Annotated in this window: 12 protein-coding genes; 10 read left to right on the top strand and 2 right to left on the bottom strand. The window is 58.2% G+C overall.

The window, feature by feature from the left end; translation table 11 throughout:
• Positions 1–144: 144 nt before the first annotated feature.
• The gene (locus RUA4292_RS21145; RefSeq protein ID WP_058279399.1) at positions 145–1,017 is read right to left on the bottom strand and encodes a LysR family transcriptional regulator; all 873 of its coding nucleotides are present in this window, start codon (positions 1,015–1,017) and stop codon (positions 145–147) included.
• 85 nt (positions 1,018–1,102) lie between these two features.
• On the opposite strand from RUA4292_RS21145, the gene RUA4292_RS21140 reads away from it, so the two are divergent.
• Genes RUA4292_RS21140 through RUA4292_RS21120 form a run of 5 tightly spaced genes read left to right on the top strand, consistent with a single transcriptional unit; the run spans position 1,103 to position 6,872 of the window.
• Positions 1,103–2,566, top strand: coding sequence for an aldehyde dehydrogenase family protein (locus RUA4292_RS21140; RefSeq protein WP_233493511.1), 1,464 nt, complete (start codon positions 1,103–1,105; stop codon positions 2,564–2,566).
• Complete coding sequence (locus RUA4292_RS21135; protein ID WP_058279398.1) at positions 2,566–3,543, top strand: membrane dipeptidase; 978 nt, start codon at positions 2,566–2,568, stop codon at positions 3,541–3,543. Before RUA4292_RS21140 ends, RUA4292_RS21135 begins: the two co-directional genes overlap by 1 nt.
• Positions 3,540–5,225 (top strand): hypothetical protein, encoded by a 1,686-nt coding sequence (locus RUA4292_RS21130; RefSeq protein ID WP_058279397.1) that lies wholly within the window; start codon positions 3,540–3,542, stop codon positions 5,223–5,225. Before RUA4292_RS21135 ends, RUA4292_RS21130 begins: the two co-directional genes overlap by 4 nt.
• Positions 5,222–5,851 carry a DUF3726 domain-containing protein gene (locus RUA4292_RS21125; RefSeq protein WP_058279396.1) on the top strand — a complete coding sequence of 210 codons (630 nt, stop codon included), beginning with the start codon at positions 5,222–5,224 and terminating at the stop codon, positions 5,849–5,851. The genes RUA4292_RS21130 and RUA4292_RS21125 overlap by 4 nt, the downstream gene beginning before the upstream one ends.
• Positions 5,852–5,861: 10 nt before the next feature.
• Positions 5,862–6,872, top strand: coding sequence for an Ldh family oxidoreductase (locus tag RUA4292_RS21120; protein WP_058279395.1), 1,011 nt, complete (start codon positions 5,862–5,864; stop codon positions 6,870–6,872).
• An 18-nt stretch (positions 6,873–6,890) separates the two neighbouring features.
• Here RUA4292_RS21120 and RUA4292_RS21115 read toward each other — a convergent pair whose 3' ends face one another.
• Positions 6,891–7,919 carry a LacI family DNA-binding transcriptional regulator gene (locus tag RUA4292_RS21115; protein ID WP_058279394.1) on the bottom strand — a complete coding sequence of 343 codons (1,029 nt, stop codon included), beginning with the start codon at positions 7,917–7,919 and terminating at the stop codon, positions 6,891–6,893.
• Positions 7,920–8,032: 113 nt separating this feature from the next.
• On the opposite strand from RUA4292_RS21115, the gene RUA4292_RS21110 reads away from it, so the two are divergent.
• Genes RUA4292_RS21110 through RUA4292_RS21090 form a run of 5 tightly spaced genes read left to right on the top strand, consistent with a single transcriptional unit; the run spans position 8,033 to position 13,970 of the window.
• Positions 8,033–9,544 carry a tripartite tricarboxylate transporter permease gene (locus RUA4292_RS21110; RefSeq protein ID WP_058279393.1) on the top strand — a complete coding sequence of 504 codons (1,512 nt, stop codon included), beginning with the start codon at positions 8,033–8,035 and terminating at the stop codon, positions 9,542–9,544.
• Entirely contained in the window at positions 9,541–9,996 is a 456-nt protein-coding gene (locus tag RUA4292_RS21105; protein WP_058279392.1) for a tripartite tricarboxylate transporter TctB family protein, read from the top strand. The genes RUA4292_RS21110 and RUA4292_RS21105 overlap by 4 nt, the downstream gene beginning before the upstream one ends.
• Before the next feature lie 44 nt (positions 9,997–10,040).
• A complete protein-coding gene (locus RUA4292_RS21100; RefSeq protein ID WP_058279391.1) occupies positions 10,041–11,000 on the top strand; it encodes a Bug family tripartite tricarboxylate transporter substrate binding protein in 960 nt (319 codons plus the stop codon).
• Between the two features lie 55 nt (positions 11,001–11,055).
• On the top strand, positions 11,056–12,477 hold the full coding sequence (sauS, locus tag RUA4292_RS21095) for an acylating sulfoacetaldehyde dehydrogenase (RefSeq protein ID WP_058279390.1): 1,422 nt from the start codon (positions 11,056–11,058) through the stop codon (positions 12,475–12,477).
• Positions 12,474–13,970, top strand: coding sequence for an AMP-binding protein (locus RUA4292_RS21090; protein ID WP_058279389.1), 1,497 nt, complete (start codon positions 12,474–12,476; stop codon positions 13,968–13,970). The genes sauS and RUA4292_RS21090 overlap by 4 nt, the downstream gene beginning before the upstream one ends.
• Position 13,971: the final 1 nt, after the last annotated feature.

The raw sequence follows: 13,971 nt of genomic DNA, 5'->3' as shown, positions 1-13,971 counted from the left end.
ACGATGCGCCGACCCGGCAATAAAAATTGAAACATGGCGACGCGTCACCCATCAAGCGTTACGTCCAAGAAGCACTCAAATTCGATATTATCATAGAAATGTTTCGGCTTTGTCGAAAATTGGCCGTGAACTCGTACTCTGCCATCAGGCAGCGCCCAGTTCCAGAATGTAAGCGACCGCCTCTTCGGTCAGATGCTTGAACCGCGCATGTTCACTGACATAGAGGCAGACCTGGCGCTGATCGGGCAAATCCGCAATTTCGCGAAACGCCGTCGCCTCGGGCATGAAACTGGCGACCGATTGCGGCAACACCGTTACCCAATCCCCGGTCTTGACCATTGTGATAAGGGAATGGGTGTTGTGAACGGTAACATCCGCCTGCGCTTCGGATGCCCGGAACTTGGGCGATTGAATCAGATCGCACAGCGCGTTTCGTATAAACGGAAGTGTCAGGACTTCGTCAATTGTTGGCGTATTTGGCTGTCGTATCAAACGGTGATCAGAGGCGCATACCAGCCCAAACCTGTCTTCGAACAACGGAAGCGACCGAACTCCGTTCAGCGCGTGCTGACCTGAGGCGATGCCAATATCCGCTTTACCCTCAACCAGTGCGTCCAATACCTGCTGAGTATCTGTGTCGCGCAATTCGACTTTTACTCCGGGAAAGCGTTCTGTGACATAGGCCAGAACCTTAGGAAAAATCAGCGCCGCAACCGATGGAACGGACGCGATGCGCAGCAAACCGTGCTCTGCTTTTGCTGCGGCCATTACATCCAAGACGGCCTGATCGAATTGGCGGACTTGTTTCAATGCCACTTCGAAAACCTGTAACCCCAACGGGGACAACTGGTTTTTGCGCTCTCCTTCAAAGAGCTTTTTACCCAGATGATCCTCAAATTGCTTGAGGGTCATCGAGACCGCCGACTGCGTGCGGCCCAACCGGTCGGCCGCCTCGATCAGGTTGCCTGTTTGGGCAACGGTGCAAAAACACCGTAAGGTCTCGATCTTGATCGCCAAGCTTCACCTTTTTTGAAGTTTGCTCAATTTATTTGAGTTTGACTGATATCTACTCAAAAAGCCATTCTGCGCCAGACCAATTTTCATGACTCTGGGGCGCATCGTGACAAAACTGAACCTGATTGCTGGCGAATGGCTGGCGGGCGAGACCGAAATTGAAAACCGCAACCCTTCGGATCTGAGCGATCTGGTTGGCATGTTCGCACAGGCCAGCGCGGATCAGCTTGAGGCCACATTGGATCAGGCGCGTGTTGCACAGGCAGAATGGGCAGCCTACGGCCCCGAACGCAAGCAAGCGGTTCTGATGAATATCGGCAACGAGCTGATGTCGCGCGCCGAAGAGCTGGGCACTCTGCTGGCCCGCGAAGAAGGCAAGCCGCTGGCCGAAGGCAAGGGCGAGGTTTATCGCGCCGGTCAGTTTTTCACCTATTACGCAGCCGAATGCCTGCGCCAGATCGGCGAGAACGCCGACAGCGTACGTCCCGGCGTCGAGATTGACGTGCGCCGCGAAGCCGTAGGCGTCGTAGCCATCATCAGCCCGTGGAACTTTCCGACTGCGACCGCGTCATGGAAGATTGCTCCGGCACTTTGCTACGGCAACGCAGTTGTTTGGAAACCGGCGAATATCACGCCCGCCTCTGCTGTGGCCTTGACCGAAATCATCGAGCGGCAGGACATCCCCAAAGGTCTGTTCAGCCTAGTCATGGGCTCGGGCCGTTCGATTGGTCAGCGTCTGGTAGAAAGCCCAAAGGTCAACGCGATATCCTTCACCGGCTCGGTTCCGGTCGGAAAGGGCATCGCATCAGCTGCCATTCAGAACCTGACCAAGGTTCAGATGGAGATGGGATCCAAGAACGCACTGGCCGTTATGGATGACGCTGATCTGGATCTGGCGGTGACGCTGGCACTGGGCGGAGCCTTTGGCGGAACAGGTCAGAAATGTACCGCGTCCTCGCGTCTGGTCGTTCATGCCGGTGTGCACGATGCATTTGTCGAAAAACTTGTCGCGGGTGCGCAGGCCATGAAAGTCGGCCACGCGCTGGAAGACGGCGTTCAGATGGGGCCAGTCGTCAGCGAACAGCAGCTGAGCGAAAACCTCACTTATGTCGATCTGGGCAAATCTGAGGGCGCAGAATTGGCCTGTGGTGGTCAGCGGCTTGAGATGCCGCATGACGGGTTCTACATGTCCCCCGGCGTTTTCCTGAACACCAACAACGATATGCGGATCAACCGCGAAGAGATGTTCGCGCCGTTGACCAGCGTCATCAAGGTCGGCAGCTATGACGAAGCGCTGAGCGTGGTGAACGCAACCAACTTTGGACTGACTTCGGGCATCGTGACACAAAGCCTTGCGCGCGCAACGCATTTCCGCCGCAACGCACGCACCGGTGTTGTCACAGTCAACCTGCCGACCGCAGGCACTGACTATCACGTTCCGTTCGGCGGGCGCGGCGACAGCTCGTACGGTCCACGTGAGCAGGGTAAGGCAGCGGCTGAATTCTATACCACTGTTAAAACAGCCTACATCAGCGCGGGAACACCGGTCTGATGCGCATCGACGGGCTGCAATACGCCAATTGGTCTGAGAAGATCTTCCGCCAGTTGCGCGAAGGGGGGGTGGATGCGATCCACGTCACCATCTCGTATCACGAGAACTTCCGCGAAACGGTTCTGAACTTTGAAAAGTGGAACCGCTGGTTCGAGCAATACCCCAACCTGATCATGAAGGGCCGCTGGGCCAGTGATATCGACATCGCCCGGGAAACCGGGCGGACCGCTGTGTTCTTTGGTTTCCAGAACCCCTCGCCTATCGAAGATGATATCGGGCTGGTGGAAATCCTGCACGATCTGGGCGCGCGGTTCATGCAGCTGACCTATAACAACCAGTCGCTGCTGGCGACCGGCTGCTATGAGGCCGAAGACACCGGCATCACCCGCATGGGCAAACAGGTCATCAAAGAAATGAACCGTGTTGGGCTTGTCGTAGACATGAGCCATTCGGCAGATCGCTCGACCATCGAGGCCGCCGAGATGTCCGAACGCCCCATTGCCATTACGCACGCCAACCCGCACGAATGGTCCCCGGCCCTGCGCAACAAGCGCGATGCGGTGATCCGCGCAGTGACCGAAAACGGTGGGATATTGGGCTTTTCGGTCTACCCTCACCACCTGAAGGACAAGTCCGACTGCACGCTGGAGAGTTTTTGCGAGATGATCGCCCGTACGGCTGACAAATACGGTGCACAGCATCTGGGGATTGGAACTGACCTGTGTCAGGATCAGCCCGACAGCATCGTCGAATGGATGCGCGTTGGTCGCTGGACCAAGGAAATTGACTATGGCGAAGGTTCCGCCAGCAATCCCGGCTTTCCGCCAATGCCGAGCTGGTTCGAGGACAATCGCGACTTCGGCAATATCGAAACCGGGCTTCGCAACGTTGGCATGAACGCCGAAGAAATCTCAGGCATCATGGGCGGAAACTGGTACCGCTTTTTCGATCAGAACTTTGGACCAAAAACCGCATGAACCTCGTCAGTACTGATATCCCGCGACGCGATCCTGCGCAGGTTATGCGCCTGTCGCGGCTGGGGTCGCTGCATCAGTGCAGACTCAGCTTCATGCGGCAACTGACCCGGCGTATGGCGCGTGAGAACTGGGCCTTTATGCGCCCTGTTTTTGAGATCGACGAAAACGGCGTCGGCCACGCGGTCTACACGGCGCAAGGTCCGGATCGCGCCTATTCGCTGGTTGCGTTTGCCCATGACCTGCCGCCCGAACAACGGTCGGACCGGGTGATCGCCGAGGCGTGGGACGCCACATTCGCATTATTCGATGGCATCCCAACGGAGCAGGACATCCAACGCCTGTCCCAAAACGTGCCTTTGCAAGAAGCCGGGCGCGTAAGCGAAAGCGAGCTGTCACTGTCTCGTGCCAACCGGTCCGTGCGTTTGTGGAAACACGTGGTTGACAGGTTGGCTGCCGGACAACAGCCCGACTTGGAGCAAATCCATAAAGTCGGCTACCTGATGCGGACGACGGCCGTTTACGGATCGGGCAAGTTCGGCGCCGCAGATCGCGAGAAGATAGCGAACCGGCCAGAACTGCACGCACCGTTTCAGGCGGAAATGCTGTCGGTCTACCTGACGCGAACATTTGTCCGCGATCTGGTGCAACACATGGCCCTCGCCAAAGGCGGAATGCAGACGGCGGATCTGGACCCCGAGATTGCGCAGTGGCTGGGCATCGGTAACTCTACCGGCCTTGGCATGGCTCCGTTCATCGTGAACCACCCGGTGCTGTTCAACAATTGGATTATGACGCGCGAAGAAGCTTTGGCACGGGTGCGATCCCTGCAAACAGCGTCAGAGGATGAAGCCCGACACTTTCGTGAAATCTACGATCGCAGCAAACTGTCGATGTCGTGGTGGCGATCAGAACATCCGGTCCAGATTGAGAAGCTTGCGTCGCTGAATGCAGATCTTGCGGCAATTAACAGCTACCTGGATCAGAATGACCTGACGCAGGACCACCCTTGGGACAGGCTGATCCGATGGTCCGAAACCGCACTTGGCGAAGAAGGGCAGGAACTGCTCGCCTCACTTGTTCTGGAACCCTATGGCGATCTGGTGGACGGCCTGACCGGCTGTATGGCTGACGGAAATGCGCAAGCACAGGTTATCAACGGGGGTATGACCGTCGATCAGGTCCGCACCGCGATTCAGGACCGCTTTGGTTGGGCGCTGGATTTGGAATGGTCGGCAGAGGCAAACTGCGCGCGCGCCTGGTACGTGTCTGAAGAAAAACTGGAACCACGCTTGGGTGAACGGTTCGAGGAACCAATTGCCGAATACGAACAGCCCATTGCCCCGGCCAGAGACGCCGCGCTGGCTTATGCGGATCTTGAGAATTGGCAGGACGATAGGTCGATAGCCGAGTTCCTACTGCGCCATCCTGAACACCGTCACACGATCCGGCGTGCGCAGATCGGCCTTGTCGCGCCATATGGCGAGCTTCGCGACAACACAATCAGCGCCGGCGTCATGCCCATCGATATGCTCCGGGCCAAGTTATCCTTTTTTGGTGCTACGCATTTTGACCCACGCTCGGACCGCTGGGTGCGTATCTGCATGTATGCTGGCGCGCCCTACCCCGAAGACCTGAATGCCAAAACCGCAGATCTGTGGGTCTATCCGGAGCTTTCCCAATGAACGTCTCGTTGAATGAGGTCGAAGCCACCGCAAAGCGTGCGACCCGAGGAGCTGGATATAGCTGGGGCCTTGCTGAGGAAGCCGCGAAAGCAACGCGCTGGCTGTGCGCGCACGGGCAAAACGGTACCGGTGCTTTAGCTCAGCTGCTGCAACTGGATTTGGCGAGCACACCAAAGACACACGCCCCGTCTGATCTGAGCGGCGAATGGCAGAGCGAAAACCAGCTGTGCCCATTGGTGACCGGCGCATTATTGTCCGATTGTGCCCACCGCCTGAATTCATCCCCGATCTCAATAAGAAACGTAGCCGTACCCGCACTGCTGCTTCCATTTGCGGCCAATGCCGCACGCTTTCTAGCGACCTGCGTGAGTGTAGATTATGACCACGCACTAGCGGAAACCGACGGTTTTGATTTGTCCCTGGACGCGCCGATTCCGGACCGGGCACATCAGGTATCTGTGCACCTTGGTGGCCAACTTACCGCCCCCGCCCCACATCGAACACGGGCTGAACCCGATCCGACCGATTGGACGGTACTAAACCGGTTCGCCCACCGCACATACGCCCCTGCCACCGAGGAATCCCGCCTGCGCGGGGCCGGAGCGGGCTTATCCGACAACGATTGAAGAGGTCCCAATGATTGAAACCCGTACACTGACCCTTGAGCAGATCGAAGATCTCGCCTTCCGTGCGCTTGTTGCCGCAGGAACCGCTGAAGCCAACGCCCGGCCATTGGCCGTTGCGACGGCTGCAACCGAGGCGGATGGGGTCGCCAGCCACGGGCTGGCCTACATCCCGATCTATTGCGAGCACGTGCAATGTGGGAAAGTGGACGGAACAGCCCAACCGGAACTGTCGCGCCCGCGCCCCGGCGCAGTGAACGTGGACGCAGCAACCGGCTTTGCCCATTCCGCAATTGATATGGGTTTTGAGGCCCTTATCCCAGCTGCACGTGAACAGGGGATCGCGGCACTGTCGATCCGCAACAGCTATAATTGCGGTGTCCTTGGCTACCATACGTACCGTTTGGCGCAGGCGGGATTGGTGGGGTTGGGGTTCACCAACGCTCCGGCCTCGATCGCGCCTTCGGGCGGCGCAAAACCCGTCGTCGGCACCAACCCTTTCTCGATCGCCGCGCCTGGCGCGGACGGCCAGCCCGCCCTGCTGATCGACCAAAGCGCCAGCACGATTGCCAAAAGCGAGGTCATGAAACATGCGCGCGAAGGCAAACTGATCCCGGTTGGCTGGGCTCTGGACGCAGATGGCAACCCGACCACAGACCCCAACGTCGGCCTTAAGGGGTCGATGGCACCGTCAGGCGGCTACAAAGGCGTCGGTGTTGCCCTACTGACAGAGATTATGGCCGCAGCGTTGACCGGAGCGACCCTTGGCATCAACGCCTCGCCCTTTTCCGGCACCGCCGGCGGGCCGCCCAAGACCGGACAGTTTTTCATTGCGATAGATCCAACCGCAACCTCTTGCGATGCGTTTACTTCGGGGATCAGCGAGTTGGTCGGCGCAATCCGCGCACAGAACGGAGCGCATCTGCCCGGCGATGGGCGCGGTGGCAAACGCAGGCTGGCACAGACCGATGGTGTTGCCGTCAATGCGGCCACGCTGGATAAGATTGAGGCAATCATAGCCTAGCTATTCTGCCCAGGCCTGTCAGGTCGCCAGCGAACGGGTCGTTTGTCTGGCGACACATTCCAAATCACAGCGGATGCTGAAATGCTCTGGGTCATCCGACGTGATGAAATCGGTGAATTTCTCACCGGCCAGTGCTCCGATGTTTTCTGCGGGAATGCGGATGGTTGTAAGGCCGGGTTCGACGTCCGCTGAGCCTTTGAAATCCCCGATACCAATTATCGACAGATCATCGGGAACGCTTAGTCCAAGTTTTTGGGCAGCAAACAGCGCCCCCTGCGCAATGACGTCATTGCCACACAGCAATGCCGTCGGACGTTTCGGCGTCGTCAAAAGGGCCAAGGCAGCCTGCTTGGCCTGAGAAACACTGTACGGCGCTTGGGTTTCATGCTCATCAGGTACGGAAACCCCCTGTTCGCCCAATGCTTCATGCACTGCGGAAAGGCGGTGCTGTGCGCGGTCGTTCCCCTGAGTTTCGGGAAAGATCAACCCGATGTCACGGTGCCCCAGCTCCAGCAGGTGTTCCGCCGCCAATCGCCCAGCCAAATGGTTATCCGCACCAACGCAGGGCAAGGGTGATTCTTCTGAGAAATTCCAGATTGCCAGCGCGGGAATCTTTTGCTGTGTGATTAAGCGGTTGGTGGCGTCGGAATGTTCCAACCCGACTAGCGCCACACCGTCCACGCGATGTTCAAGAAACTTGCGAACCATCGCGTACTCCCGATCCAGGTCATACCCATGGGACGCCAGCAACAGGCTGAACCCTGCCTGGTCGATCGAATCCGAAAAGGCCTGAATGACCTCGGAAAAAATGGCGTGATTGATTGTGGGCACGACAAGGCCAATTGTTCCCGACCGTTTCCCATGCATCGTTTGGGCCGCGCGGTTGCGGATGTATCCCAAGCGCTGCACCGCTTTATTGATCTTTTTGCGAGTCGCCGGGTTGACCAGATCGGGGTGATTAAAGGTGCGTGAAACCGTAGACGGCGACACCTTTGCAGCCTTTGCAACAGCTACAATATCCACCTTACCCTTCTGAAAGTTAGCCATAATTTTACCCCAACCGGTCAAATTTATGAAAACATTTGCAATACTATTTTCATCCCCTAACCTGATTTGTCAACAAAGGTAAAAGTGCGAACGGACGGGTTGGGAGGCCCAGGATGGAATTCATTTACTACTTCGGAGATGTGTTCACGCCGATGTCGTTCCTGCTGCTTTTGGGCGGCACGATCGGAGGGTTAATTCTGGGCGCGACCCCCGGCCTGTCACCAACGATGGCGGTGGCCCTGTTGATCCCGTTCACCTTCCAACTTGAGGCCGCGCAAGGCCTGATCCTGCTGGGGGCAGCCTATACCTCGACCGTGGCTGGCGGCGCGGTCAGCGCCATCCTACTGAAGATCCCTGGCGCTCCGGCGAACATCGCCACCACTCTGGATGGCCACACGATGGCCCAAAAAGGCGAAGGTGCCCGCGCCTTGCAGCTGTCTTTTCTGGCATCGGCCGTGGGCGGAATTTTTGGCGTTCTGCTGCTGATCTTCCTGACGCCCGTTTTGGCGCAATGGGCGCTGGCCTTTGGACCATCGCACCTGTTTTGGCTGGCCATTCTAGGAGTGACGGTCATTGGCACGCTGGACTCGGCCTCAGTGGTCAAGGGTTTGCTGTCGGGCTGTATTGGGTTGTGGCTGGCGACCATCGGATTCGACGACATCATGGGTGCACAACGCTTTATCTTTCACCCCGCACTGGGCGGCGGCATCAACATAATCGCCGCGTTGATTGGCCTGTTTGCGATCCCACAGGTGTTGACCATGTTTGCCAAAGGGCGGCACAACTCAGGCGCCGAAGTGATCGAAGTGCAACGCCACTCGATCCTGGCGGCGTTCAGGGAACTGTTCAGCCGCACCCGAGCGCTGAGCATCGGAACGCTGACAGGTTCGATCATCGGCCTGATCCCTGGCGTCGGTGGACAGATCGCGGGCCTTGTCGCTTATGACCAGACCAAGAAGTTTTCGTCCGAAAAGGACAAGTTCGGCACTGGACATTCCGAGGGCGTGATTGCCGCGGAATCTGCCAACAACGCGATGGTTGGACCTTCGCTTGTTCCACTGTTGACGCTGTCCATCCCCGGCAGCCCGACCGCCGCCGTGCTGTTGGGCGGGTTGCTGATCCACGGGATTTTCCCGGGATCGGATTTGTTCGATAACCATCCGGACGTGGCGTGGACTTTCATCAACTCGATGCTGATCGGGCAGGTGCTGATGTGTATCTTCGGCCTCTATGTCGCGGGTCTTGCCGCACGCGTCGCACAGGTTCCGCAATCGGTTATGGCCGCCATCGTTCTGGCCCTTTCGGTCTTTGGCGCATACTCGGTTCAGGGTTCGATGGGCGACGTCTACGTGATGGCGTGCCTCGGCATCGGCATGTTCTTTTTGGAACGCCTCGGTTTCTCGGCTGCACCGTTGGTACTGGGCCTGATCCTCGGGCCAATCGCCGAGGCCAACTTCATCCAGGGTGGAATGATCGCTGACGCGACCGTCGGCAAGGCTTCGTACTTCATGACCGGTGGATTAAACCTGTTCCTGATCGCAGTGGTACTGGCCTCGATCGCCTATTCGGTTTGGATGGAACTGCGCAGTCGCTGCTACACCACCAAAGAGGAGGCACAGGCATGAACCGCTCACAGCACGTATTCGGGTCAGGTCTGGTCTTTGCAGTTGGCCTGTGGGTCGCATGGGTCAGTTACACGCAACAACCCGCCGAGGCATTCCTGTTCCCACGCCTGATCGCAACGGTCTTTGTGGTTCTGGCCGGATGGACATTTGGCAAAGCAGTTATGGGTCTGTCCAAAGTCGGAAACGGCGTGACGCGGACGATGTTCGTGAACTTGCTGCCGGGGCTGATCATCACGCTAATCCACGTATTTTGGGCGGCGAAGACGCTGGGGTTCTACACCGCAACAACCATCGCCTTTTTTACCCTGCTGTCGATCTACGACCCCGCCCCCCATTCCGAGGTCAAAACCTGGATCAAACGCGGGATCATCACGGCGGTCTTTGTGGCAGTGATGTACGGGCTCTTTGCCATGCTTTTGAACGTCTACACACCAAGAGAAATTCTGTTCTGAACACGCAAATGCGCGGATGAACCAAATCAGGGAGGAAACGCAAAATGAAACGATTGATTGCAGGGGCAGCAATGGCTCTGACGGGCCTGACGGGCGCGGCAATGGCCGAGGATTATCCCGAACGGCCGATCATGATGATGGTCAGTTACGGGGCCGGAGGCGCGACCGATTTTCAGGCACGGATCGTCACGATGACATCTGGAAACGAGGATGCGCTGGGAATGCCCATCGCCATCATCAACAAGCCTGGTGCCGGTGGGCGCGTTGGCTGGAACTGGTTCGCAACTCAGGCCGATCCGGACGGCTATACGCTGGGTGCCTACAACGTTCCTCATTTCATCGCCCAGTCGATCAAGGGTGGCGTCGAATACTCGACCGACAGCTTTGAACCCATCGCGAACTGGGGCGCAGACCCGGCCGTGTTCGTGGTTGGCGCCGACAGTGAATTCAACTCGATGGATGATGTTGTCGCCTATGCCAAGGAAAACCCAGGCAAGCTGACGGTATCCGGCGCGGGCCTTTTTGTGGGCCACCACATCGCGGCGCTGCAGATCGACAAGGCAGCCGGGACCAAGATGGCCTACATCCCGACCAAAGGTGGCGGAGCAGCAGCCATGAAGGCCGTCATCGCTGGTGAAGTCATGGGCGGCATCAACAACCTGTCCGATGCGTTCCGCGCACAAGAGGCGGGCAATGTGAAAATCCTCGGCGTTGCCGATCTTGAACGCAACACGTTCCTGCCGGATGTTCCGACGATGATGGAACAGGGGCTGGACGTGGACAACTCCTCGGTCAATTTCCGGGGTGTAATGGTGCCCAAGGGAACACCTCCTGAGGTGATTGAAAAATTGGCCGCAACCGTGCCCGAGATGTTCGCCAATTCTCGCGTTTCCAAGAAGATGGAAGCGGGTGGCTCGCCCATGCACATCATGACACGTGACGAAGTGATCGAGATGTGGGCGCAGCGCCAGCAGACGCTGAACGAATTGCTGGCTGGTCTTTAACCGACCCAAATCGGGGCGGGTAGAACCCGTCCCGGACAACCAATCGAGGACCAAAATGAACGCTCCAAACGACATAGCCCCCGAAATCGCCGAAGTGGACCGGATCGTGGCACATGCGCGCAAGGCTCAGGCTGCCTATGAGGCTACAGGCAGTCAGGCGCTCTATGACAAGGCGGCGCTGGCGGCAGGCTGGGCGATCATGGAACCCGCGCGCAATCAGGCGCTGGCAGAACTGGCGGTTGAAACCACCGGGCTGGGCAATGTCCCCGATAAGATCACCAAAAACCACCGCAAATCTCTGGGTCTTCTGCGCGACATTGCCGAGGCAAAGACATATGGGGTCATCAGCGACGATCCTGAAACAGGCATCACGGAAATCGCCCGTGCGATCGGCGTCGTAGGCGCGGTCGTTCCCTCAACCAATCCGGCCGCTACACCGGCCAACAACATCATTAATGCTCTCAAGGGTGGCAATGCTATCGTCGTCGCCCCCTCGCCCAAGGGCGTGGCATCCTGTGAGATGCTGCTAAGCTTCATACACGCCGAGTTTGAAAAGCTGGGGCTGGACCGGGACCTGGTCCAGATGATCCCCGCACCGGGATCAAAGGCCAAAACACAACGGCTGATGGAGACCTCGGATCGGGTGATCTGCACCGGTAGTCAGAACAACGTCCACCGGGCCCAGTCCTGCGGCACACCGGCCGTCGCGGTCGGCGCCGGCAATGTCATCGTGATTGTCGATGAAACCGCCGATCTGTCGGCGGCGGCGGCCAAGATCACAGCATCAAAGTGTTTTGATAATGCGACTTCGTGCTCGTCCGAGAACGCGGTTGTGGTGGTGGACGCAGTCTATGACGACTTCGTCGCAGCAATGGCGGCCGAAGGCGGTGCGCTTGTCCCTGCTTCAGATGCTGATGGTATCATTGCACGTCTCTGGCCGGACGGGCACCTCAACCGATCAGCGATTGCTCAGGACGCCGACAAGATGCTTGAGGCGTTGGGGATGGCAGACAAAGCGCCCGAAGGCACGAAGTTTCTGGCAGTAGAGACCGATGGGATCGGTCCTGATCATCCCCTGTCTGGAGAGAAGCTGAGCCGCGTTCTGGCGCTGTACCGAGCGTCGGACTATGCGGCTGCCAAGGCCACTGCAGCGCGTGTCCTAGCCAATCAGGGGGCCGGACATTCGGTCGGCATCCACACCAGCGACGACGCGCGCGCTATTGAGCTGGGCCGAGAATTACCCACCTGCCGGGTTATCGTGAACCAGGCCCATACCTTTGCCACCGGCGGCAGCTTCACCAACGGAATGCCTTTCTCACTGTCTATGGGATGCGGCAGTTGGGGCGGAAACTCTATCGACACCAACCTGCATTGGCGGCACTTCGTCCAGACCACCAAAATTGTGCGTGAAACAGCCCCACGCGAACCCGCGCTCGAGGATGTATTCGGCGCGTATTGGAGGGAGGCTGGCCAATGATGGAACCGCCCAAAGGAACGGTCCGCGATTGGCTGGACCTAAGAGCCGATCAGGGCGGAACCGGGTTTGTGTTTCCCGATGGCGCACAGGATCTGAGCTGGGCTGAACTGCGCGACTCGGCCAAAAACGCTGCAGGCATGCTAACCCGCCTTGGGGCGCAAAAAGGCGAAAGCGTCGCCCTTATCTATCCCAATTGCCGCGAAGCGCTTGTCACCTTGTTCGGCGTTCTCTATGGCGGATTCCGGGCAACAATGATCAATCTCGTCGCTGGCGACAGTGCCGTGGCCTACGCCCTTGAACACAGCGGCGCGCGCTTTGCCTTCGTGCACCCAGATCAAGCCGAGTTGTTCGACCGAACAGCCGGCCCTGCCGTGATCACACCTTTGCAGATCGCCGATGCTGGTGACGCAGATAGCCAGCTTTATGACCTGACGCCGGAAGATCATGCCCTTCTCATGTACACATCAGGCACAACCGGCAGACCAAAGGGTGTTGTTCATACCCATTCTAGCCTTTTGGCTGGCGGCTGGACCACCGCTGTCGCACATGAGCTGACCGACACGGATCGCGGTTTCTGCGTCCTGCCGATCTATCACATCAACGGTCTTTGTGTGACTGTGATGGGAACGCTCGTTTCGGGCGGGTCCCTTGCTATGTGCGAACGGTTTTCAGCCAGCCGGTTTTGGGACAATCTTGGAAAGACTCAGGCTACTTGGTTTTCGGTTGTGCCCACCATCATCTCTCATCTGCTGCAATCGGACACCAATCCGGACAGCCAAACCCGTCAGCGGTTGCGGTTCGGGCGCTCTGCTTCGTCCGCGCTGGCACCGGACGTACAACGGGCTTTCGAAGAACGGTTCGACGTTCCCATCGTCGAAACCATGGGCCTTACCGAAACCGCCGCGCAGATCCTTTCGAACCCACTTCCGCCGGGTGTGCGCAAGATCGGCTCACCAGGTGTTGCCTATGGAAACGACGCCGCGATCCGCGATGCGAACCAACAGCCCGTCCCACACGGAACCGAGGGTGAACTGGTCATACGCGGACCAAATGTGATGCTTGAATACCTTAAGGATCCGAAGGCGACCGCAGGCACGTTTACTGCCGATGGATGGCTTCGCACCGGCGATCTGGCGCGTATGGATGAGGATGGATACGTCTATGTCACGGGCCGCTTGAAAGAGCTGATCATCAAGGGCGGCGAGAACATCGCCCCGCGTGAGATCGACGAGGCGCTTTATTCCCACCCCGACGTTGTCGAAGCCGCAGCCTTTGCACGCCCCTGCCGTAGCTATGGCGAAACCGTCGAGGCCGCTGTCAAAATCCGCGACGGGTCCGAACTGACCTCGCTGACCCTTTTAGAAATTTGTGAGACCAAGCTGGGTCGGTTCAAATCCCCTGACGAGGTTCACATCCTGCGTGATCTGCCAAAGGGGCCATCGGGTAAGATTCAGCGCAACCGGATACTCGAAATCGTCGACGCTCGGACCTGAG

The sequence above is a fragment of the Ruegeria atlantica genome (assembly GCF_001458195.1).
Lineage (GTDB): Bacteria > Pseudomonadota > Alphaproteobacteria > Rhodobacterales > Rhodobacteraceae > Ruegeria > Ruegeria atlantica.
The sequence above is the reverse complement of the archived record's forward strand: the minus strand, read 5'-3'. Positions and strand labels throughout refer to the sequence as shown.

What these genes read in the sequence shown, in the direction of transcription:
- RUA4292_RS21105 (WP_058279392.1), top strand. Translation starts at nt 9,541, where the DNA reads ATGAACCGCTCACAGCACGTATTCGGGTCAGGTCTGGTCTTTGCAGTT.
- RUA4292_RS21125 (WP_058279396.1), top strand. Translation starts at nt 5,222, where the DNA reads ATGAACGTCTCGTTGAATGAGGTCGAAGCCACCGCAAAGCGTGCGACC.
- RUA4292_RS21100 (WP_058279391.1), top strand. Translation starts at nt 10,041, where the DNA reads ATGAAACGATTGATTGCAGGGGCAGCAATGGCTCTGACGGGCCTGACG.
- sauS (WP_058279390.1), top strand. Translation starts at nt 11,056, where the DNA reads ATGAACGCTCCAAACGACATAGCCCCCGAAATCGCCGAAGTGGACCGG.
- RUA4292_RS21110 (WP_058279393.1), top strand. Translation starts at nt 8,033, where the DNA reads ATGGAATTCATTTACTACTTCGGAGATGTGTTCACGCCGATGTCGTTC.
- RUA4292_RS21115 (WP_058279394.1), bottom strand. Translation starts at nt 7,919, where the DNA reads ATGGCTAACTTTCAGAAGGGTAAGGTGGATATTGTAGCTGTTGCAAAG.
- RUA4292_RS21135 (WP_058279398.1), top strand. Translation starts at nt 2,566, where the DNA reads ATGCGCATCGACGGGCTGCAATACGCCAATTGGTCTGAGAAGATCTTC.
- RUA4292_RS21120 (WP_058279395.1), top strand. Translation starts at nt 5,862, where the DNA reads ATGATTGAAACCCGTACACTGACCCTTGAGCAGATCGAAGATCTCGCC.
- RUA4292_RS21090 (WP_058279389.1), top strand. Translation starts at nt 12,474, where the DNA reads ATGATGGAACCGCCCAAAGGAACGGTCCGCGATTGGCTGGACCTAAGA.
- RUA4292_RS21130 (WP_058279397.1), top strand. Translation starts at nt 3,540, where the DNA reads ATGAACCTCGTCAGTACTGATATCCCGCGACGCGATCCTGCGCAGGTT.
- RUA4292_RS21140 (WP_233493511.1), top strand. Translation starts at nt 1,103, where the DNA reads ATGACTCTGGGGCGCATCGTGACAAAACTGAACCTGATTGCTGGCGAA.